The organism is Plantibacter flavus, assembly GCF_002024505.1.
Lineage (GTDB): Bacteria > Actinomycetota > Actinomycetes > Actinomycetales > Microbacteriaceae > Plantibacter > Plantibacter flavus_A.
The window spans coordinates 2,749,888-2,770,221 of record NZ_CP019402.1 but is presented as its reverse complement, the minus strand read 5'-3'; the positions used below and the strand labels follow the sequence as shown (position 1 = coordinate 2,770,221).

The 20,334-nt window shown below is 71.1% G+C and carries 18 protein-coding genes and 1 pseudogene; 10 read left to right on the top strand and 9 right to left on the bottom strand.

The genetic code is table 11. The features are described from left to right. Window positions 1-30 precede the first annotated feature (30 nt). Window positions 31-1,230 (top strand): mannose-6-phosphate isomerase, class I, encoded by a 1,200-nt coding sequence (gene manA / locus BWO91_RS12935; RefSeq protein ID WP_079002813.1) that lies wholly within the window; start codon window positions 31-33, stop codon window positions 1,228-1,230. Window positions 1,231-1,261: 31 nt separating this feature from the next. On the opposite strand, the gene BWO91_RS12930 is transcribed toward manA, so the two are convergent. Continuing rightward, window positions 1,262-2,242, bottom strand: a complete 981-nt coding sequence (locus BWO91_RS12930; protein ID WP_064295219.1) for a GlxA family transcriptional regulator — start codon at window positions 2,240-2,242, stop codon at window positions 1,262-1,264. Window positions 2,243-2,335: 93 nt separating this feature from the next. Between BWO91_RS12930 and BWO91_RS19680 the strand changes: the two genes are divergently transcribed. From BWO91_RS19680 to BWO91_RS12910, 5 genes are all read left to right on the top strand, one after another. Beyond that, a complete protein-coding gene (locus BWO91_RS19680) occupies window positions 2,336-2,479 on the top strand; it encodes a hypothetical protein (RefSeq protein ID WP_153303456.1) in 144 nt (47 codons plus the stop codon). Window positions 2,480-2,533: 54 nt separating this feature from the next. Next, window positions 2,534-3,496 carry a UDP-glucose 4-epimerase GalE gene (gene galE, locus BWO91_RS12925; protein ID WP_064295220.1) on the top strand — a complete coding sequence of 321 codons (963 nt, stop codon included), beginning with the start codon at window positions 2,534-2,536 and terminating at the stop codon, window positions 3,494-3,496. A 186-nt stretch (window positions 3,497-3,682) separates the two neighbouring features. Continuing rightward, window positions 3,683-4,012, top strand: coding sequence for a WhiB family transcriptional regulator (locus tag BWO91_RS12920; RefSeq protein ID WP_079002812.1), 330 nt, complete (start codon window positions 3,683-3,685; stop codon window positions 4,010-4,012). A 111-nt stretch (window positions 4,013-4,123) separates the two neighbouring features. Then, window positions 4,124-7,492, top strand: a complete 3,369-nt coding sequence (locus tag BWO91_RS12915) for a glycosyltransferase (protein ID WP_079002811.1) — start codon at window positions 4,124-4,126, stop codon at window positions 7,490-7,492. Next, window positions 7,482-8,915: a DUF5719 family protein gene (locus BWO91_RS12910; RefSeq protein WP_064295222.1), complete on the top strand. Its 1,434-nt coding sequence runs from the start codon at window positions 7,482-7,484 to the stop codon at window positions 8,913-8,915. Before BWO91_RS12915 ends, BWO91_RS12910 begins: the two co-directional genes overlap by 11 nt. 16 nt (window positions 8,916-8,931) lie before the next feature. On the opposite strand, the gene BWO91_RS12905 is transcribed toward BWO91_RS12910, so the two are convergent. Continuing rightward, entirely contained in the window at window positions 8,932-9,369 is a 438-nt protein-coding gene (locus tag BWO91_RS12905) for a metallopeptidase family protein (RefSeq protein ID WP_064295223.1), read from the bottom strand. Between the two features lie 95 nt (window positions 9,370-9,464). Between BWO91_RS12905 and BWO91_RS12900 the strand changes: the two genes are divergently transcribed. Together BWO91_RS12900 and ahcY are read left to right on the top strand one after the other, a co-directional pair. After that, the gene (locus tag BWO91_RS12900; protein WP_064295224.1) at window positions 9,465-9,686 is read left to right on the top strand and encodes a DUF3499 family protein; all 222 of its coding nucleotides are present in this window, start codon (window positions 9,465-9,467) and stop codon (window positions 9,684-9,686) included. Between the two features lie 82 nt (window positions 9,687-9,768). After that, window positions 9,769-11,259 (top strand): adenosylhomocysteinase, encoded by a 1,491-nt coding sequence (gene ahcY, locus BWO91_RS12895; protein ID WP_064295225.1) that lies wholly within the window; start codon window positions 9,769-9,771, stop codon window positions 11,257-11,259. A 22-nt stretch (window positions 11,260-11,281) separates the two neighbouring features. On the opposite strand, the gene BWO91_RS12890 is transcribed toward ahcY, so the two are convergent. Further along, complete coding sequence (locus tag BWO91_RS12890; RefSeq protein WP_064295226.1) at window positions 11,282-12,142, bottom strand: RDD family protein; 861 nt, start codon at window positions 12,140-12,142, stop codon at window positions 11,282-11,284. Window positions 12,143-12,209: 67 nt separating this feature from the next. Here BWO91_RS12890 and BWO91_RS12885 point away from each other — a divergent pair, with 67 nt between their 5' ends. Beyond that, window positions 12,210-13,205 carry a stage II sporulation protein M gene (locus tag BWO91_RS12885; protein ID WP_079002810.1) on the top strand — a complete coding sequence of 332 codons (996 nt, stop codon included), beginning with the start codon at window positions 12,210-12,212 and terminating at the stop codon, window positions 13,203-13,205. Window positions 13,206-13,208: 3 nt separating this feature from the next. Here the strand turns inward: BWO91_RS12885 and BWO91_RS12880 are convergent, their stop codons facing one another. Next, window positions 13,209-13,604: a DUF5997 family protein gene (locus BWO91_RS12880; protein ID WP_056012681.1), complete on the bottom strand. Its 396-nt coding sequence runs from the start codon at window positions 13,602-13,604 to the stop codon at window positions 13,209-13,211. Window positions 13,605-13,702: 98 nt separating this feature from the next. Between BWO91_RS12880 and BWO91_RS12875 the strand changes: the two genes are divergently transcribed. Next, on the top strand, window positions 13,703-14,569 hold the full coding sequence (locus tag BWO91_RS12875) for a LysR family substrate-binding domain-containing protein (protein WP_064295228.1): 867 nt from the start codon (window positions 13,703-13,705) through the stop codon (window positions 14,567-14,569). Window positions 14,570-14,629: 60 nt separating this feature from the next. Here the strand turns inward: BWO91_RS12875 and BWO91_RS12870 are convergent. The 5 genes and pseudogenes from BWO91_RS12870 to BWO91_RS12850 form a co-directional block, all read right to left on the bottom strand. Further along, a pseudogene (locus tag BWO91_RS12870) lies at window positions 14,630-15,936 on the bottom strand (DUF58 domain-containing protein). Further along, window positions 15,937-16,926 carry an AAA family ATPase gene (locus BWO91_RS12865; protein ID WP_064295230.1) on the bottom strand — a complete coding sequence of 330 codons (990 nt, stop codon included), beginning with the start codon at window positions 16,924-16,926 and terminating at the stop codon, window positions 15,937-15,939. It abuts the pseudogene before it with no gap. Continuing rightward, window positions 16,923-18,140: a DUF4350 domain-containing protein gene (locus tag BWO91_RS12860; RefSeq protein WP_153303455.1), complete on the bottom strand. Its 1,218-nt coding sequence runs from the start codon at window positions 18,138-18,140 to the stop codon at window positions 16,923-16,925. Before BWO91_RS12860 ends, BWO91_RS12865 begins: the two co-directional genes overlap by 4 nt. Next, window positions 18,137-18,805: a DUF4129 domain-containing protein gene (locus BWO91_RS12855; RefSeq protein ID WP_079002809.1), complete on the bottom strand. Its 669-nt coding sequence runs from the start codon at window positions 18,803-18,805 to the stop codon at window positions 18,137-18,139. The genes BWO91_RS12860 and BWO91_RS12855 overlap by 4 nt, the downstream gene beginning before the upstream one ends. Further along, entirely contained in the window at window positions 18,802-20,277 is a 1,476-nt protein-coding gene (locus tag BWO91_RS12850) for a hypothetical protein (RefSeq protein WP_079002808.1), read from the bottom strand. Before BWO91_RS12850 ends, BWO91_RS12855 begins: the two co-directional genes overlap by 4 nt. Window positions 20,278-20,334: the final 57 nt, after the last annotated feature.

The following is a 20,334-nucleotide window of genomic DNA, read 5'->3' as shown; positions in this document are numbered from 1 at the left end:
GTCACCCTCGTCCGTCGAAAGGGCCCCACCATGTTCGTGCCGCTCCGTGCCACTCCTCGTGACTACGCGTGGGGGTCGTCGACGGCGATCGCGGAGGTGCTCGGGTCCGAGCGCTCAGGACGTCCGGAGGCGGAACTCTGGCTCGGCGCACACCCCGGGGCGCCGACGCCGATCGCGGATCCGTCGACGGTGGGGGGACACGCCGACCTCGAGCGCTGGCTCGCCGCCGATCCCTCCGCGCTCGGCGGGCACGGCTCGCTGCCGTTCCTCCTCAAGATCCTCGCAGCGGCCCATCCGCTCTCGCTGCAGGCCCACCCCGACCTGCACCGCGCCGCCGCGGGCTTCGCCGCCGAGAACGCGCGAGGGGTGCCGCTCGACGCTCCGCACCGCAACTACAAGGACGCGCTCCACAAGCCGGAACTCATCGTCGCCCTCCGGGACGGCTTCGAGGCGCTCTGCGGGTTCCGCGAGCTCGATGCGACCGATGCGCTGCTCGCCGAGCTGGTGGCCTCGGCGCCCGATCCGGCTGCTGCGGCGCGCATCACCATGCTCCGCGGGATGCTGGCCGCCCCCGACGGGCTCCGCGACACCGTGCGAACCCTGCTCGAGCAGCTCCCCGGCGGGCTGCTCGACGCCCTCGTCGCGTCCGCCGCTGCTCCCGGTTCGGGTGCATTCGACGCCGAGCGGACCCTGGTCGGACGGCTCGCCCAGGAGTATCCGGGCGATCCCGGCATCGCGGTCGCACTCCTCCTCAATCTCGTCACGTTGCGAGCCGGCGAAGCGCTGTACCTCCCAGCCGGGAACATCCACGCCTACCTCCGCGGCATCGGCGTCGAGCTCATGGCCGCGAGTGACAACGTCCTGCGCGGCGGGCTCACCCCGAAGCACGTCGACGTGCCCGAGCTGCTCGAGGTCCTGGAGTTCGAGCCGCGGCCGGTGCCGTGGCTCACCCCGACGGACCTGGGCGGGGGGCTCAGCCTCTTCGTCCCCGACGTGCCGGACTTCGAGCTGCTGCGGGTGGACCTGTCCGATGAGCCGTCCGAGCAGGATCCCTCGTTCCACCTCCCCGGCCCCGGGATCGCGATCGTGGTCGACGGCTCGGTGCGGATCACCGGAGCCACCTCGTCCATCGAGCTCGGTCGAGGTGGCTACGCCTTCATCACGCCCGACGAGGCGGAGCTGCGCTTCTCCGGGACCGGAACCCTCTTCCTCGCGACCACCCAAGGCTGACCGCCCGGCCGGGTGGCCCGGTCCACGCGGCTCAGGCGCTCTCCCGCACCCCGAAACTCCGCCGGTAGGCGGCAGGCGTGGTCCCGAGGACACGGTCGAAGTGGTGACGGAGGACGGCTGCGGTGCCGAACCCAGTGTCCGCCGCGATCCGCTCGACACCGTGGTCGGTCCGTTCGAGCATCTCCTGGGCTCGGAACAGGCGTTGCCGGTTCAGCCAGGCGGCCGGCGTGCTGCCGAGCTCCGAGCGGAAGCGGCGTGCGAAGGTCCGCTCGGACATGTGCGCCTGCCGCGCGAGACGCCCGATGGGCAGGTCCTCGGCGAGGTGGTCGAGCATCCAGTCGACGACCGGTGCGAGCGACTCGCACTGCTGCGCCGCGACGGGGGAGAGGACGTATTGCGCCTGACCGCCGTCACGCTGTGGCGGGACGACCATCCGGCGGGCGATGACGTTCGCGCTCGCCGCGCCGTACTCCTGTCGTACCAGGTGCAGACACGCGTCGATGCCGGCAGCGGTCCCCGCGCCCGTGATGACCTTGCGGTCCTCGACGAACAGCACGTCCGGGTCGACGGTGGTGCCCGGGAACGTCATCTGCTGCTCGCTCGTGTACATCCAGTGGGTCGTGCTGCGCCGACCGTCGAGCAGCCCTGCCTGACCGAGGACGAACGACCCGCTGCACACGCTGAGGACCCAGGCACCCCGTGCCTCAGCCGCTCGGAGGACGTCGAGGTAGGCCTCGTCGACCGCTCCGGCGCGCGATCCACCACGACCGGTGATCACCACGAGGTCCGCCTCGGCCGCGAACGACAGGTCGTCGTCGACGATCATGTCGAAGCCCCGCGCACCGTCGTCGCTCAGGTTCATCCGGACCGGACCGGGGTCCTTCGTGACGATGCGGAGGTCGAAGGCGGGACCGCCCTGGTCCGACCGGTCGATGCCGAAGACCTCGCAGACGACGCTGAACTCGAACGGTTGCAGCCCCGGGATGGCGAGCAGGGCGACCTTCGACAGCATGGGACCTCCGGATGATCGATTTGGCAGGAATGTGCTCATTTGCGTCCATCCTGCCACTGGTGGCAGTTTTTCGCCATTCCTAGATTTTCAGACATGTCCATCATCGCACTCGTCATCGGCATCCTCACCGTCCTCATCGCCGTCGTGGCTTCCGCCGCGACCCTCCGTGCCGTCCTGACCGACGGCTATCGCCGTGTCCCCAGCCGTGCCGGCGCACGACGCACGCGCCTCCAGTAGTCTGGTCACTCCGTCTGCAGCACGGCAGGTGGAGGACTCCCTGGAGGAAGCATCGTGGCGTGGCTGGTGACGGGCGGAGCCGGATACATCGGAGCCCATGTGGTGCGGGCCTTCCAAGCGGAGGGGATCGACGTCGTCGTCCTCGACGACCTGTCGAGCGGACACGAACGCTTCGTTCCTGCGGGTGTGCCGTTCGTCCGCGGAACCCTGCTCGACGGCTCGGTCCTCGAGCGCACCTTCTCCGAGTTCGAGCTGAGCGGTGTCGTCCACGTCGCCGGGTACAAGTACGCGGGTGTCTCCGTGCAGCGCCCGCTCCACACGTACGCCCAGAACGTCACGGCCACCGCGATGCTGCTCGCCGCGATGGAGGAGCACCGGGTGGAGCGCATCGTCTTCTCGTCGAGCGCCGCGGTGTACGGGACCACGGACGTCGACCTCGTCACCGAAGACACCCCGAAAGCACCCGAGTCGCCCTACGGCGAGTCCAAGCTCATCGGTGAGTGGCTGCTCCGCGACCAGGGTGTCGCCACCGGGCTGCGCCACACGTCGCTGCGGTACTTCAACGTCGTCGGCTCCGGGACGGACGAGGTCTACGACACGAGCCCGCACAACCTCTTCCCGCTCGTCTTCGATGCGCTCCTCGCCGGACGCACCCCCCGCATCAACGGCGACGACTACCCGACGCCGGACGGCACCTGCGTCCGCGACTACCTGCACGTCGCGGATCTCGCGGCCGCGCACGTCGCCGCAGCCAAGCGGCTCGATGCGGGTGAGCCCCTCGAGGCGGCGTACAACCTCGGAAGCGGGGACGGGTCGAGCGTCGGCGAGATCATGACCGCGATGGCGGAGGTGACCGGGATCGACTTCACCCCCGAGATCATGCCGCGGAGGGCGGGCGATCCCGCACGGATCGTCGCGTCCGGCGCGCTCGCAGCGCGCGACCTCGACTGGCGGATGCGACACGATCTGCGCCAGATGGTGGAGAGCGCATGGCGGGCCAGGCGCGCCGCCGACTGACGTCGCGCGGCCGCACGATCCGCCCCGACTGGCCCCGACACCCAGTTCGGGTCACACGCGGCGCGTCGCGAACCCTCACCTCGTGATTGAGGCTTTACGATGTGCGACTTGACTCGACCATAACTACAAGGGTGTAATTATGTATCGCGCCGCGTGGCGCAGGGTACGAGTAGGTGGGGAGACGGTATGGCGATTCCTGAGTATCGTGCCGGAGTACCCGACGACTGGTTCGTCGATCCGGTCAATCTGGGAGTCCCCGGCGTCCGTCAGCCCGCTGCGGAGGGCGAGGACGACACCCAGCTCTCCTGGCAGACCGATGCGCTGTGCGCGCAGACCGACCCCGAGGCGTTCTTCCCCGAGAAGGGTGGATCCACGCGCGACGCGAAGCGGATATGCACCAGCTGCGACGTCAAGTCGCAGTGCCTGGAGTACGCGCTCGCGAACGATGAGCGCTTCGGCATCTGGGGCGGCCTCTCCGAGCGCGAGCGCCGGAAGCTGCGCAAACGCGCCGTCTGACGCTTCTTCGAACGCCGACCGAGCCGCTCCCGGCTCACCGGAACGCCCCCGATTCGGGGCGCGCCCGCTCGGTTCCCGCTCTTCCGGCCGGACCCGCTTAGTCTGAATCCGATGTCTCCCCGAGTAACGGCGATTCTCGTGGTGCGCGACGGCTCAGAGCCGCTCGCACGCACGCTCGACGCCCTCCGTGCCCAGACCCGTCCGGCGGACGGGATCATCGCCGTCGCCACCCGCGCGAGTGAGGCGACGATCGAGGAACTCGGCCGCGTCCCCGGCATGAAGCTCGTGACCTCGACCGAGGACCTCAGCTTCGCGCAGGCCGTGGCCGCCGGCGTCCGCGTCACCGATCAGCCTGAGGACGCCGAGCAGATGCTCTGGTTGCTCTCGGAGGACACGGCTCCGGAGCCGACGGCGCTCGCCGCACTGTTGGGCGCCCTCGAGGTCTCACCGTCCGTCGGTGTGGCCGGCCCGAAGATCCTCGACTGGGACGACGCGTCGTTCCTCCGTCGCTACGGCGAGACGATCACCACCCTCGGTGCGGCGGTCCCCGTGGTCGAGGACGAGCTCGACCAGGCCCAGCACGACACCATGAACGACGTGATGGCGGTCGGTCCGGCCGGCATGCTCGTCCGCCATCAGCTGTGGGACCAGTTGGGCGGCTTCGACCAGGCCCTCGTGGCGGACGACGCCCTCGACTTCTGCATCAGGACCCGCCTCGCGGGCTACCTGGTCGCGGTCGTGCCGACGGCGCGGGTCGCCTCCGCCGGCGAAGGCATCGCCGGGCCCTCCTGGTCGAACCGGCTCGGCGCGCGTCGCCGCCGCCACCGTCAGGCCCGCGCCGCACAGCTCCACCGCCGTCTCGTCTATGCGCCCGGGATCATGGTCCCGGTGCACTGGCTCAGCCTCGTGCCCCTCGCCATCCTGCGGGTCATCGGGCACTTCGTGAAGAAGCAGCCCGAGCTCGTGCTGGGCGAGCTCTCGGCGGCGTTCGCCGTCGCGTTCTCCGGGACGAAGGTCGGGAGCGCCCGGCGCCAGCTCGCGAAGAACCGGACCTTGGGCTGGTCGAGCATCGCCGGCTTGCGGATGCGACTCGACGAGGTGCGACGCAAACGCGCGCTCGCGCGGGAGGCGACGCAGATCGGCTTCATCGGCGAGGAACGCGACCTCCGCTTCTTCTCCGGCGGAGGCGCCTGGGTCGTCCTCGCGACGGCGGTCATCGGAGCGGCGATCCTCGCCCCGCTCCTCGGCGCCACCTACCTCACCGGCGGGGGACTCCTCCCGCTCTCGGCGACGGTCGGCGACCTCTGGCAGCACATCGGCTTCGGGTGGCGCGACGTCGGCCTCGGGTTCGTCGGTGCCGCCGACCCGTTCAGCGCCGTCCTCGCGGTGCTCGGGACCGTCACCTTCTGGCAGCCCTCGTTCTCCCTGGTCCTGCTCTTCCTGCTCGCGTTGCCGCTCTCCGCGCTCGGCGCCTGGTTCGCCGCCACCCGGCTCACGGAGCGCAGCGGACCCCGTGCGGTGGCGGCGCTGCTCTGGGCGCTCGCCCCGACGCTCCTGACGGCGCTGGCCGACGGTCGTCCCGCGGCCGTCATCGTCCACGTCCTGCTGCCCTGGCTGTTCTATGCGGGTGTGGTCGCTTCCCGGTCGTGGGCCGCAGCCGGCACGAGCGCCTTCCTCTTCGCCGCGATCGTCGCGAGCTCGCCGTCCCTGGCCCCGGCGTTGCTCGTCATCTGGCTCGTGGCGATGGTCTTCGCCGGTCGGGGAGTCGCGAGGGTGGGACTCGTCCCGATACCCGCCATCGCGCTGTTCGCCCCGCTCATCTGGCAGCAGGGGATCCATCGCAACAACTGGCTCGGACTCCTCGCGGATCCGGGCGTCGCGACACCTGCGACCGCGGCGTCCGGCTGGCAACTGTCCCTCGGCTTCCCCGGCGGCAGCCTGGGTGGATGGAGCCAGCTCGGCGCGGCGCTCGGGCTGCCGGGTGCTGCTCCCGCCATCGTGGTGCCCGCGCTGCTCGCGCCGCTCGCGATCGTCGCCCTGCTGGCCCTGTTCCTCCCAGGGTCCCGACGGGCCGTCCCGTTGCTCATCGCGGCATTCCTCGGACTCGTGTCGGCGGTGTTCGCCACACACCTCCTGCTCGCCTCCGCCGCCGGAACGGCCGTCCCCGTGTGGGCCGGTGCGGCGATCAGCCTCTGCTGGCTCGGGATCGTGGGCGCTGCGACCCTCGGCCTCGACCGCATCCCACGGTTCCGGGCGGTCCCGGCCCTCGTCATGGTCCTCGCCGCCGCGGTGATCGTCCTCCCACTCGCCCTCGCCCAGCCCCTCGGCACCTCGGTGGTCCGTGAGAGCTCCGGCCGCCAGCTGCCCGCCTACGTGACGGCCGCGACGCAGACCGATCCTCGGCTCGGCACCCTCGTCATCACACCCGGTGACGACGGCACCATCACCGCGGTCGTCATCCGTGGCCAGGGGGAGACGCTCGACGGCCAGTCGACCATCGCCCAGACGGCCCCCGGCGTGTCCTCGGACGACCGCGTCGTCGCCGAGCTCGCCGGCAACCTCGCGTCGCAGAGCGGACTGGACCCGACGGAGACCCTCGTCGAGCACGGCATCGCCTTCGTGCTGCTGTCGCCGGTCGCCGACGGCGAGGAGCAGACGGTGGCGGGTCAGACCGCCGGCCGCGCGACGAGTGCGCTCGACGCCAACGCAGCGCTGGTCGCCGTCGGTGACACGACGAGCGGGACGCTCTGGCGCACCGTCGCGGACGTCGGCACCGGCCCCGAGCTCCCCACGTCCAACGTGCTCGGCACCCTCATCGGTGTCGGCCTGGGCGTCGTGTTCCTCATCACGCTTCTCCTGAGCATCCCCAACGGTGCGTCCCGCGACGGGTACCGCGCGGGATCCAGGAAGCCGGCGAAGCTGAAGGGCCGTGCCGCTCGCAAGGCGGCCGCGTCTGGGGCGACGGTCGCGGTGATCGACGACGACGCGACCGGCACCTATGACGACGAGGAACCGACCGCCGATCTCGACGACGAGGCGGAGGGATCCGCGTCGGCCGACACCGCCGACGGGTCGACCCGTCCCTCCAAGCCGCGTTGGTGGCGCCGGGGTCAGGCCTCCGCCGGGGCACCCGCTCCCGCGTCGGCACCGGCCGAGGCAACCGATGACGCCGTATCGGTCGATGACGCTCCGTCGACCCCCGACGCCGCGTCGGCCGATGACACCGTCGCTCGCGATGGAACCGGGGTGGTGGTGGAAGACGCCGTCGACCCGGACCCCGACGTGACCGGATCGACGCCGGCCGCCGACGCGGTCGTGGACTCGAACACCACGGCCGACCAGGTCCCCGACGAACCGGCGATCGCCACGGGCGATGCCGTCGTGTCCGAGGCGGATCCGAGCGACTCGACCGAGACGACGCCGGATACCGATACCACCCGCCGGGACACCCCGGGAACGGAGCAGCCGCATGCCCAGTAAGCGCGGAGTCGCCATCACCTCCGGTCGGATCGTCACCGGCCTCGTCGGGATCGGGATCGCCGCGGTCACGATCGCAGCGGCCGGGCAACTGCCCCTCCCGACGGTCGAGATCGCCCCTCAGGACATCCGAGTCACCCCGGTGGCCGGCGACCAGTCGGTCGTGTGCCCTGGGCCGCTGCTCGCCCTGGCCCAGGACGCGACGGCCGCCACGGCAGCCGGCTCCTTCGGCCCGGCGAGTGTCGACTTCGGAGCGAACGGGGTGACGCCCACGACGCGTGAGCTGGCCGCACCCGACAACACGAGCGGCGCGGCGGACGGCGGACCCACGGTGATCACCGTCCCCGGCGCGACCGACGGGACGGTGACCCCACTGAGTGGCGCGCAGTCGCAGATCGCCGCCGAAGCCGAGGTCGCCGGTCTGGCGGCCGCCGCCTGCACGCCGGCCTCGGCCGAGAGCTGGCTCGTCGGCGGGTCGAGTGACATCGGTCGCACCACGCTGGTCCTGCTGAGCAATCCGTCGGCCGTCGATGCGAACGTGACCCTCGAGGTCTTCGGTGCTGCCGGGCGGATCGACGCTCCGGGTGCCGCCGGGATCGTCGTCGCCACCGGCACGCAGCGCGTGATCGCCCTCACCGGCCTCGCGCCCAACGAGCCGACCCCCGTCGTGCACGTGTCGAGCGAGGGCGGTCAGGTGGTGGCCGCGCTCCAGCAGAGCACGGTCCGCGTCCTGACCCCCGGCGGCGTGGAGGTCCAGGGGCCGACCGCGTCGCCCTCGACCGACCTCGTCATCCCGGGCGTCGTCGTCACCGCCCCGGCGGCCGCAGGGGCGAGCTCCGACACCGCGTCCGTCGACGACCGGGCCACGGCCCTCAGACTGTTCGCGCCGGGATCCGATGCCGCCGACGTCGTCATCACCGCCACCCGCGAGAACGCGAAGGACGAGCCGATCGTCATCGACGCCACCATCCAGCCGGGCGTTCCCGGCGAGATCGCCCTGGCCGACCTCCCGGCCGGTGAGTTCTCGCTGGAGGTCACCTCGACCCGACCGGTGGTCGCCGCGGCCAGGACGAACTCGCGCGGCGGAACGCTCGAGGATTTCGCCTGGTTCGGAGCGACACCCGCACTCGACGACACCGCGGCCTTCACCGTCCCGACCGGGCCGGGACAGAAGCTCCACGTCTTCAACCCGACCGGCACCGACGCCGAACTCACGTTGACGGGGGCTGACGGCAAGGAGACCACGGCGAAGGTCGGAGCCGGAGCCGCGGTGACGCTCGGCGTCGGCCCGGGTCAGAGTTACGTCCTCGCCGGGGGCGACGGCCTCCACGCCTCGATCAGTCTCGCTGCGGCGGGGCGGCTCACATCACTGCCGGTCACACCGCCGAACCCGCTGGCTGCGCCGATCAGCGTCTACCCGCGGTGACCGCGGCGGCCGCGGGTCAGAGGAACCGGTAGCGTTCCGGCCCGAGGTCCCAGGGGTCCTTGCCGAGGAGCTCGGCGACGGCGCGGAACACGCAGCTCTCCACCATCATGCGCTGATGCAGCTCGTCGTTCCGGTGGAGCTTGCTCATCCGCTGGATGGGCAGCCGGTACAGGATGATCCGTCGGCGTGCTCGGTCGACGAACCAACGGTCGACGCCGTCCGTCCCGGAGTTCTGCGCCGGCATCGCGCCGACCTCGAACCGGACGTCGGCGAGTTCGGCGGGCCAGGCTCCGCGGAGGTAGTCGGCGGTGGTGGCGACCGTCAGGTCGAACTGGTCGATCCGGGTGTCGATCGGTGGCACGTCCGGTCCGACGACGCTCGAACGACCGTTGCGACCGTGCCGTGATCGGCGGCGCGAGAGGGCGCCTCGCGTCTCCTCGTCAGCCTGCGCCATGCGTCCAGTCTAGGTGTCGTCGGCGGCCCGGTTCAGACCCGCTCGACCGGCGAGCCGGACGGTGCCGCCGGCGCCGCCGGGCTACGCTGGGGCAAATGGTGGACAGGATGTGTTCGAAGGTCGGCTGCTCGCGCGAGCCCGTAGCGACGCTGACTTATGACTACCGTGACTCGATGGCCGTCCTCGGGCCGCTGAGCATCGAGAAGAGTCCACACAGCTACGACCTCTGCTCCATCCATGCCGTACGGCTGAGCGTGCCGCAGGGCTGGAGCGTCGTGAAGCACAGCGTCCTCGGCGACGTCGGCTACGGCTCCTGACCAGCGGCATCCCACCGCGCCTTGCCGATCTCGGGGCCGACATGAAGGTCCACGACGCGTGACGGTCTGCGAGAATGGCGTCATGAGTTCTTCCGCACCGTCTGCCCCCACGACCACCCTGCCCTACAAGGTGGCCGACCTGTCGCTCGCCGAGGCCGGCCGACACCAGCTCCGCCTCGCCGAGAACGAGATGCCCGGCCTGATGGCCCTCCGCGAGGAGTTCGGCGCGAGCCAGCCCCTCGCCGGCGCCCGTATTGCCGGTTCGCTGCACATGACGGTGCAGACCGCGGTGCTCATCGAGACACTCGTCGCGCTCGGCGCCCAGGTGCGCTGGGCGAGCTGCAACATCTTCTCGACCCAGGACGAGGCGGCGGCCGCCGTCGCCGTCGGTCCGCACGGGACCGTCGAGGCACCGGCCGGTGTGCCGGTCTTCGCCTGGAAGGGCGAGACGCTCGAGGAGTACTGGTGGTGCACCGAGCAGATCTTCGACTGGTCGACCGAAGCGGCCACGGCCGGAGCCGAGTGGACCGGCCCCAACCTCATCCTCGACGACGGTGGCGACGCGAGCATGCTCGTCCACCAGGGCCGTCGGTTCGAGCTGGCTGGAGCGGTCCCCGACACGACCGACGCCGACAGCCACGAGTACAGCATCGTCCTCGACGTGCTCCGCCGTTCGCTCGCCGGCAGCAGCGACCGCTGGACGAAGGTCGCCGCCGACATCCTCGGCGTGACCGAGGAGACCACCACCGGTGTCCACCGCCTCTACGAGCTGGCGAAGCAGGGTGAGCTGCTGTTCCCCGCGATCAACGTGAACGACTCGGTCACGAAGAGCAAGTTCGACAACAAGTACGGCATCCGGCACTCGCTGCCGGACGGCCTCAACCGCGCGACCGACGTGCTCATCGGTGGCAAGGTCGTCTTCGTCGCGGGCTACGGCGACGTCGGGAAGGGCGCGGCCGAGGCCCTCCGCGGCCAGGGCGCTCGGGTCATCGTCTCCGAGGTCGACCCGATCTGCGCCCTCCAAGCGTCGATGGACGGCTTCCAGGTCGCGACCCTCGAGAGCGTCGCCGAGCAGGTCGACATCATCGTGACGTGCACCGGCAACTTCAACGTCGTCACCCTCGACCACATCCTCGCGCTCAAGCACCTCGCGATCGTCTCGAACGTCGGGCACTTCGACAACGAGATCGACATGGCCTCGCTCGAGGCGCTCGAGGGCGCCGAGAAGATCGAGATCAAGCCCCAGGTCCACGAGTGGCGCCTCCCCACGGGGCGCAGCGTCCTCGTGCTCAGCGAGGGACGCCTCATGAACCTCGGGAACGCGACGGGGCACCCCTCGTTCGTGATGAGCAACTCCTTCACGAACCAGGTGCTCGCACAGCTCGAGCTCTGGACGCGGATCGAGGAGTACCCGATCGGCGTGTACGTGCTGCCGAAGCACCTCGACGAGAAGGTCGCTCGCCTGCACCTCGACGCGCTCGGCGTGCAGCTGACGACGCTCACGGGCGAGCAGGCCGACTACATCGGTGTGCCGGTCGAGGGCCCGTACAAGGTCGACCACTACCGCTACTAGGCGGTGTCGCCGGTTCCCCGCCTCAGCGGTCGGGGAACCGGTGCGGCTGACCGCTCAGCACCGGCTGGAGGAGCGACAGTCGCTGACGGGCCGCGAGCTGGGCCTGGTACTCGCGCTCCCGGCGGATGACGGCGACCCCGACGAGGAACGCCTCCGGCGGAGCGATCGGCAGGGGCGACACGAATCGGGACACCTCTGCCGCGAGTTCGGCCGCCAATCGGGTCCTCGTGGCCGGGGTGAGCGAGCCGGCCTGCTTGAGGAACTGGGTGACGCGCCGCGCCAGCGGGTCGGGCAGTCGGGCGACGTCCGCACCGCCGGCCCAGGCGGCGAGCTGCGGCGGGATCATCGCCACGGGCTCCACCACCCGCGGCAGACGCTCACGTTGGCTGTAGGTCCCGGCGAGCACGTCGCCCAGGCGCTTCGAGCGAGCACTGAGCAGGCCGGTGAGTGCGGCGATGCCGCCAGCTGTGGCGTAGATCTCGAAGTACCCGGTGAGCGCACGGATGAACGCGTGCCGGAAGCCGGGTGCACCCCCGTCGTCTCGGACGATCCGCGCACCGACGACCAGTCTGCCGAGCGACCGTCCGCGGGTGGCGATCTCGACCGCTGCCGGCAGGACGACGAGGCAGAGCACCGTCAGGCCGAGCACGATGGCGGTGAACATCGCGGTGTCCATGGCGACTCCCGACAGGATCCAGGAAAACATCGCGAGCATGAGGCCGACGAACACGAGGATCGACACTACGTAGTCGATGATGGCACCCGCCGCGCGCAGGATGAATCCGGTGGGCCGCACGTCGAGGGCGACCGCCTCGCCGGTGATGAGCTCGGTGCCGTCGTCCAGCGTCGTCTCGTGCAGCGGGACCCTGGCCGGTTCGGACATGTGCTCCATTCAAGCAGATGCGCGGGGGACCGGCCATGGAGCGCCGCCACCGCGTAGCATGGCTGCGATGGACCTCGACGCCTACTCCGCAGCCCACCGCCAGGAATGGGACCGCCTCGACGCGCTCGGCAAGCAGCGGTTCTTCAGCGGGCCTGAGGCCGATGAGTTGATCGACCGCTATCAAGCCGGGGCGACCCAGCTCTCCGCGATCAAGACGACGGCCGGATCGACGCTCGTCGGCGACCGTCTCTCGGTGTCGCTGTCGCGGGCACGCCTCCGGTTCACCGGGGCCAGTGCGAACGTGTTGTCGAGTGTCCCGCGGTTCTTCGTCCTGGCGCTGCCGGCCGCGCTCTACCGGGTCCGGTGGGTGACCCTCGCGGTAGCGGTCGCGACCGTCGTCATCGCGACCCTGTACGCCGTGTGGATCGCCGGCAACCCACAGGTCCTCGCGAACCTCGGTACCGACGCCCAGCTCAGGCAGTACGTCGAGGACGACTTCGTCGCCTACTACTCCGACAACCCGGCCGCGAGCTTCGCCGGCCAGGTGTGGACCAACAACGCGTGGATCGCAGCGCAATGCGTGGCGTTCGGTATCAGCGGCGTCTGGGTCCCGTACATCATCGTCACCAACGCCCAGGGGGTCGGGCAGGCCGCGGGCGTCATGTTCGCCTACGGCAAGGGCGACGTGTTCTTCGAGTACATCCTCCCGCACGGCATGCTCGAGCTCACGGCGGTGTTCGTCGCGGCAGCGGCGGGTCTCCGCATCTTCTGGGCCTGGGTGGCACCAGGGCCACGGACGAGGGGCCAGGCGCTTGCCGAGGAGGGCCGAGCGCTGTTCACGATCGCCATCGGGCTGGTGATCGTGCTCTTCGTCTCGGGGCTCGTCGAGGGCTTCGTGACGCCGGCACCGTGGCCGTGGGCGGTCAAGATGCTCATCGGCGGGGGAGCGCTCGCCGCGTTCCTGACCTACATGTGCTGGTGGGGCGGTCGCGCGTACCGCTCGGGTGAGCGCGGCGACCTGGCTGCGTTCGAGGCCGGCGCGAAGCGGATCGTCGCCGGCTGACGGTTACTCGCCGGCTTCGGATCGTGCGCGGCGCTCGGCGTTCCTGGCGTTGACCCGGGCGTTCTCGGCGTTCACCTCGGCGTGGACGGCACGCTCCTGCACGAGCCAGGCGGGCAGCGTGCGGAGCAGCTCCTGGATCTGTTCGGTGGTCAACGCCTCGGTGATCTCGGCGCGAGCCAGACCGGAGGTCGACACGCCCAGCTTGCGGGCGACGACGTCGCGCGGGTGCGGTCCGTTCTTGCGGAGCTCGACGAGCCAGTCCGCCGGGTTCGCCTGCAGTTCGAGGAACGCCGACCGCGTGATCGGCTCCTCCTGGAACGACGCCGGGGTCGCCGGCAGGTAGACCCCGAGCTTCTTCGCCGCGGTCGCCGGTTTCATGATCTGTTCGCTCGCACCCATCCGCTCAGCGTACCTCGCTGCGGTGTCCTCGCCCAACCGGCCGGATCACCCGTCGACTGAGCTGCAGTAGTGTGGCAAGCCGAGCAGTGGAGGCTTCGATGGACAGGCAGGACGACCAGGTCGACGGGATCGAGGTCGGCGACGACGGGATCGGCGCCGACACGGTGCCGGAGATCGTTCCGCCGGCGCTGACCGTCGCCTACGCACGCGGCGTGAACCCGGGGAAGTGGGCGCGCATCTGGAGCGAGCGCCGTCCGGACGACGAACTCCGCCTGATCCGGGTGGACCTCGACGAGCAGCGAGCGGTCCTGGCCTCCGGTGCGGCGGACGTCGTGCTCGCCCGGGTCCCGATCGACCATGACGGGCTGAACACGATCGCCCTGTTCGAGGAGCTCCCCGTCGTCGTCTTCGCCAAGGGCGCTGCCCTCGGAGCCGAGGACACGGTCGGGATGGCCGCGCTCGCCGACGAGCAGCTGATCATGACGCCGCTCGTCCTCGAGTGGGCCGAACGTGCCGCCGCGCTCGGGTTCGAGGCCTCGGCGGCGCCGTTGACCGACGACCCGGAGGCCGCGGTCGAGCTGGCCGCGTCCGAGGTCGGAATCGTCGTGGTCCCGCAGTCGGTCGCGCGACTGCACCAGCGGAAGGACGTGGAGTACCGTCCGATCGCCGATCTTCCATCCATCCCGGTCGTGCTGGTGTGGCCTCAGGACCGCGAGGACGAAGCCGTGGAGGAGTTCATCGGCATCGTGCGCGGACGCACGGCCAACAGTTCGCGACGGTCCGCCCCGACCGAGCAGGCCGCCGCTCCTGCACCGCAGCAGGCCGCGAGACGACGGAAGAAGCCGAAGGCCGGCTCGACCCAGGGCACCGCCGCCGGGACGAGCCGGGGCGCCCAGCTCGCCGCGCGGAAGGCCAAGCAGGAGGAGCTCGCCCGGGAACGCCGCAAGAAGCGCAAGGGCCGCTGATCCGTTCTCCCGGGTCCCGCCGGCACGCGGAGGGACCCCGTCGATCGGCGACGGATCGGGTCAGAGTCGACCGGAGGCCTTGAGCGCGATGTAGGCGTCGGCGAGCGCCGGAGGCAGGGTCTCGGGTGAACCGGTGACGACGTCGGCCCCGAGCTGTCTGATCGCCGCCGACACGCGTTCGATGTCGAGCAGGGCGCGTTCGGCCGCAGCGGCGCGGTACACGGTCTCGCGGTCGCCGCGGTCGCGCGTGGCCTCTAGGGTCGCCGGGTCGACGACGCTCGTCACGACCACCGTGTGGCGCTGTGTGAGCTGGGGGAGGACGGCGAGGAGCCCGCGCGCGGCCCCGGGGCGTCGATCGAGGTCTGCAGGACGACGAGGGCGCGCTGGTTCGTGATCTGTCTGACCTGGCCGGGGACGGCGTCCCAGTCGGTCTCGATGAGTTCCGGGTCGACGAGCGCCATCGCGTCGACCATCCTCGAGAGGAGTTCGGCACCGGTCGCGCCCTGGACGCGACCACGCACCCGCCGGTCGTAGGCGAGATAGTCGATGCGGTCCCCGGCTCTCGTGGCGAGGGCGGCCAACAGGAGCGCGGCTTCGAACGCCGTGTCGATGCGCGGCTCATCGGCGATGCGGGCAGCCGAAGTGCGGCCGGTGTCGGTGACGATGACGACCCGGCGGTCACGCTCGGGCCGCCAGGTGCGGATCATGACGTCGCCGCGTCGTGCCGTGGCACGCCAGTCGATCGAACGCACGTCGTCACCTCGCACGTATTCGCGGAGGGAGTCGAACTCGGTGCCCTGACCGCGGACCATGACGCTCGTCGCGCCGTCGAGCTCGCGGAGGCGTGCGATCCGGCTCGGGAGGTGCTTCCGGGAAGTGAACGCCGGCAGGACCCGGAGGTGCCCGGTGCTGTTCAGCGTCGCCTGTCGAGCGAGGAGACCGAGCGGACCGAACGACCGCACCGTGACCTGGGACACCCGTCGCTCGCCCCGACGGAACGGGGTGAGCACCAGGCTGAGGCTCCGCCGCTCACCGGGCGGGAGGTCGACGCGGAGCCGCTCGGTGGGCGCGCCGGCCGATGGCTGCCAGGCGTCGCGCACCAGCGCCCGGACGCGGCGACCTCCGCGGTTCGTCAGGAAGAGGGTGCTCGTCGCCGAGTCACCGAGCCTGACCCGGGACGGCAGCTGCCGCTGCAGGACGATGTCACGAGGCGAACCGGCGACCGCGAGGTCGAGCGCTCCGAGCGCGGCGGCGAGCACGAGCCACGCGATGAACGCCGGAGCTGCGTCGCCCGTGAGCACGCCGAGCACCACGATCGGCACGATGCCGAACGCGACGAGCGCGACGAACCTCCCGGTGACGGCCATCTAGATGGGCACCTGCACCTGCTGCATGATCGAACGCAGGATCGCGTCGACCGAGACACCCTCGAGCTCGGCCTCGGGCCGCAGCTGCATGCGGTGGCGCCACACCGGGAGGACCATCGTCTGCACGTGGTCGGGGGTGATCGACTGGTAGCCGCTCAGCCAGGCCCAGGCCTTCGCCGCGGCGAGGAGGGCGGTCGTCCCTCGCGGGCTGACCCCGAGCCGGACGGACGGGCTGCGCCGCGTGGCGCGTGCGAGGTCGACGATGTAGGCGAGGACGTCGGCGCTGGCACCCACGCGTCCGACCTCGAGCTGCGCCGCCCGCAGATCGGCCGCGCCCATGACCGGGCGGACGCCCGCAGCCGTGAGGTCGCGTGGGCTGAACCCGGCGGAATGCCGTCGGAGCACCTCCACCTCGACGTCGCGTTCGGGCACGTCGAGGACGAGCTTCAGCAGGAAGCGGTCGAGCTGCGCCTCGGGGAGCGTGTAGGTGCCCTCGTACTCGATCGGGTTCTGCGTGGCGGCCACGATGAACGGGTCCGGGAGTGGGAGCGAACGGCCGTCGACGCTGACCTGGCGCTCCTCCATCGCCTCCAGCAGGGCGGACTGGGTCTTCGGGGGTGTGCGGTTGATCTCGTCGGCCAGCAGGATGTTCGTGAACACCGGGCCCTCGCGGAACTCGAACTCCCCGGTCTTGGCGTCGTAGACGAGGGAGCCCGTGACGTCGCCGGGCATGAGGTCGGGCGTGAACTGCACACGCTTCGTGTCCAGACTGAGCGCGTGGCTGAGTGATCGGACGAGCAGCGTCTTCGCGACGCCGGGCACACCCTCGAGGAGCGCGTGGCCCTTGGCGAGGAGCGCGATGACGAGCCCGGTGACGGCGGCGTCCTGACCCACCACGGCCTTGCCGACCTCGACGCGGACCTGGGCGAGTGCTCGCCGGAGGTCGTCCGGGTTCGGTGCGGTGGATCCTGGCACGGGGGCGTCGGTCATGGATGGTTCCTTCCGGTGAGGTCCGTGGCGCGCGCGACGGCGGCTTCGAGATCGAGCAGGTGATCGGACAGGGAGACGAGCTCGGCGTCGCTCGTCGGTACGGCGTCGAGCAGGACGGACCGCACGTGCCGAGGGTCGAGTCCGGCGAGTCCGGCGACCGTGTCGGCGACCTCGACGACCGAGGCGTGGCGGGAGAGGCCTGCGGCGACCGCGAGGCGGGACACGGTACCGATCCGCAGCGCGTCCAGCGCCCGCTGACGGTTGCCGGACCGCTGGTAGAGGCGTGCGCGCCCCTCCATCGTCTCGCTCGCGCGGACCGCGACGGGCAGGTCCTCGATGACGAGCGGGCCGAAGCGGCGCCCGCGCCAGAACATGGCCAGGATCGCCGTGATGACGACGGTGCCGGTGACCCCGGCGACCCAGCTCGGCGTCAGCGCGTCGAGGCTCGGGGGGCCGGTGACGGGCACGTCGGCGAGGCTCGGCAGGTACCAGATCAACTGCTCGGTCGAGCCGAGCAGGCCGAGTGCGAGGGCGGCGTTCCCCGCACGGTCGACGACGTCGTTCGTCAGGGCGTCGGCCGAGCCGAGCAGCACCCGTTCGCCGTCCGCCTGCGTCACGACCGCGCTCCCGCCGCTGTCGGCCGTGAAGCAGCCCTCGGCGTCGGTGTCGGTGGTCGTGTACAGCGTCCAGCCACCGGTGACCGTCCCCGCCCGCTCGGCGGTTGGGTCGCCGCAGTCGGACGACAGGACGTCGGTGGCATCCGAGCTGCCCGCGAACGAGACGCCGGGGAACAGGGTGCGGAGCGCCGCGGCCCGGGGGGTGACGACGACGAGTCCGGCGTCGGCGTCGCCCAACCGCTCGAGCTGCGAGGCGTCGAGCAGCCCGCTGGGATCGAACAGGAGGACGGTGCTGTCGGTGTCCTCGACGGCCTCGAGTGTCGCGTCGAGCGTGGTGGTCTCCGTCACGGTGACGCCCTCCTGACGGAGCACCTGCGCGAGCGCGCGTCCGCCGTTCGGAGTCTGGTTGCCCGGACTGAGCAGCGCCGCGTCGATCGACGCGCCTCGCGTCGCGAACATGAGCACGAGGGCGATCCCGACCGCGAAGACCGCCGCGATGATCCAGAACCGGTTCCGTCGCAGCCGGGTCCGCAGCCGTGGTGTGGCGACGTCGGGCTCGGGCTGCCCATGCTCCGTGGGCTTCGTCGTGAGCGTCAACGGACCAGCTCCTCGGGGTCGGCGAGGAGCTGCGGCGCGGCGACGGAGAGCCGCGCGTCGAGTGCTTCGAGCTCCCGGTACTGTGCCTCGGTACCCGTCGCCTCGAGGTAGCGGACGGCGTCGAAGACGTCCGCGGCCTCCGCGAGCGCGCGCCCGTCCTGCGGGAACGCGGCCGCCGCCCGGGCGGCGAAACCGTGCGCCGTCGTGCCGGGGGTGACCACGACGATCGTCCGCTCGGACAGTCCGCGAGCGATCGCCCGATACAGCTCCTGGAGCGCGAGTGTCCAATCGCCGGCCGCGGCGGCGGTCCTCGCGTCCTGACGCAACCGCTCGGCGGTCCGATCGTCGCGTTCGCCGAAGAGGTCGAGCTGACGGGCGCTCCGCCGGTTGAGGCGGGGGACGCCCCACACGATGAACGCGATGACGATCCCGACGACGACCACGGTCATCGCGATGATCGGGAACAGGCCGGTGAAGGGGCCCTCACCCGGTACCCGGAGGGAGTTCACCCAGTCCCAGAACGCCTTCGACACGATGTCCCACAGCGACGGTTGCGCCGTCTGGTACTCGGGCTTCGACAGCTCACGCTGCAGGAGGTCCCGGGCGCCCGGTGCATCCGGGACGAGCGGGACGTCGAGGCGCGACGCGAGGAACAGCGGGCTCATCGGGTCGCTTTGCCTCCGGCGGCGGCGGCGTCGAAGGGGTTGTCGACCGTCTCGCGACCGCCCGCGCGCGCCTCGACGAACCGCGCGAGGTCGAGGTCGAGCCCCTCCTTGCGCATCCGCAGGTCGACATAGATGACCGCCGACGTGGCACTGATGACGACGACCGTGATCGCGCCGATGATGACGGAGACGAGCAGGGAGAGGCCCTGCGCGGCGATGGTGGCGACGATCATGGTCGCCTCCGAGTCCACCCCGACGAACAGCACGGGGACGAGACTCGCGAGCAGGCTGATCGGGGTCGCGACGACCTGCGACGCGACGCTGACGACCGAGGAGACGAGGAACTGGACGCCGAAGGTCCGCCAGAAGTAGCCGTCGGTCAGGCGCCAGGAGCGAGCGAGCGAGGGGAACACCCTGCCGTTCTCGAGGACGATGATGCTCGGTGTGAGGGAGAACTTCGTCCCGAGCCACACGGAAGCGGCGATGAGGACGAGTAGGGCGCCGATGCCCATGACCACCGTCAGGACCACCCCCGTGGTCCCGCCGAGACCGGTCAGCACGAATCCGAGGCCCACGGCGACGGCGATGAACACCGTCACGACACCGATCAGGAGGAAGGTGTAGCCGATGAGCGGCAGGAAGCGCGCCTTCGTGCGCCGCCAGAGCACGCCAAGCGGCAGCTTCTCGCCGAGGGTGCCGCGAGCGACCTCTTGCGCGATGATGCCCTGCAGGATCGCGCTACCGGCGATCGAGACCGCCACCGGGATGAGGAAGGACAGGATGATGGCCGTGATGGCCCCAGCGCTGATGGCGTCCTCCTCGCCGGGGGCCGCCTGCGACAGCCGGTTCAACGAGAGCCACGTGACGACGCCGACGATGACGAGTGAGAGGACAGCGGTGAGCCCCTGCAGCAGGAGGGCGCTCCCGAACGTCGCCTTCGGGTTGCGTCGCAGCACGAGGAACGGCGCGCCGAACAGGTCGCTGAAGGACAGCGGCCGGAGCGGGATGAGCCCCGGCTTCGGCGGTGGTGCCCATCCCTGCTGGGGGCCCGGGGCCCAGGGCGCACCGGACGCGTACGGGTTCACGTCGTAGGCGGCGCTCGGAGCCGAGGGAGGGGTCCCGTGCCCGGGCTGCTGAGCCTGGGGGTACGGCTGGGTGTACTGGGGCGGGACCTGCTGCGGATGCGGCTGCTGGCCGTATCCCGGCTGTGGGTACGCCGGATACCCGGGCTGCTGCGGCGGGTACCCGGGGTGCAGCGGGTATCCCTGCTGCGGCGGATAGCCGGGTTGCTGTGGGGCTCCCTGTGGGGCCAGCGGCGGATAGCCGGGCTGCTGCGGATACCCCTGCTGCGGTGGGAGCGGCTGCGGTGTCGCCGGCTCCGGCGCCGGCGGCTGCTGTGGCCCCTGCGGCGTCGCCCACGGGTTCGGGTCCTGATCGCCCATCTCGCCCCCGGCTCGCTGTTCCGTGTCCATCAGCAACACCCCCTCGCCGTCTCGAACCCTTCCATGTTGTCACACCGAGCCTGCCCG

Coding starts and splice junctions, on each gene's coding strand:
- manA (WP_079002813.1), top strand. CDS start 31: ATGTTCGTGCCGCTCCGTGCCACTCCTCGTGACTACGCGTGGGGGTCG.
- BWO91_RS12930 (WP_064295219.1), bottom strand. CDS start 2,242: ATGCTGTCGAAGGTCGCCCTGCTCGCCATCCCGGGGCTGCAACCGTTC.
- BWO91_RS19680 (WP_153303456.1), top strand. CDS start 2,336: ATGTCCATCATCGCACTCGTCATCGGCATCCTCACCGTCCTCATCGCC.
- BWO91_RS12920 (WP_079002812.1), top strand. CDS start 3,683: ATGGCGATTCCTGAGTATCGTGCCGGAGTACCCGACGACTGGTTCGTC.
- BWO91_RS12915 (WP_079002811.1), top strand. CDS start 4,124: ATGTCTCCCCGAGTAACGGCGATTCTCGTGGTGCGCGACGGCTCAGAG.
- BWO91_RS12910 (WP_064295222.1), top strand. CDS start 7,482: ATGCCCAGTAAGCGCGGAGTCGCCATCACCTCCGGTCGGATCGTCACC.
- BWO91_RS12905 (WP_064295223.1), bottom strand. CDS start 9,369: ATGGCGCAGGCTGACGAGGAGACGCGAGGCGCCCTCTCGCGCCGCCGA.
- BWO91_RS12900 (WP_064295224.1), top strand. CDS start 9,465: ATGGTGGACAGGATGTGTTCGAAGGTCGGCTGCTCGCGCGAGCCCGTA.
- ahcY (WP_064295225.1), top strand. CDS start 9,769: ATGAGTTCTTCCGCACCGTCTGCCCCCACGACCACCCTGCCCTACAAG.
- BWO91_RS12890 (WP_064295226.1), bottom strand. CDS start 12,142: ATGTCCGAACCGGCCAGGGTCCCGCTGCACGAGACGACGCTGGACGAC.
- BWO91_RS12885 (WP_079002810.1), top strand. CDS start 12,210: ATGGACCTCGACGCCTACTCCGCAGCCCACCGCCAGGAATGGGACCGC.
- BWO91_RS12880 (WP_056012681.1), bottom strand. CDS start 13,604: ATGGGTGCGAGCGAACAGATCATGAAACCGGCGACCGCGGCGAAGAAG.
- BWO91_RS12875 (WP_064295228.1), top strand. CDS start 13,703: ATGGACAGGCAGGACGACCAGGTCGACGGGATCGAGGTCGGCGACGAC.
- BWO91_RS12865 (WP_064295230.1), bottom strand. CDS start 16,926: ATGACCGACGCCCCCGTGCCAGGATCCACCGCACCGAACCCGGACGAC.
- BWO91_RS12855 (WP_079002809.1), bottom strand. CDS start 18,805: ATGAGCCCGCTGTTCCTCGCGTCGCGCCTCGACGTCCCGCTCGTCCCG.
- BWO91_RS12850 (WP_079002808.1), bottom strand. CDS start 20,277: ATGGACACGGAACAGCGAGCCGGGGGCGAGATGGGCGATCAGGACCCG.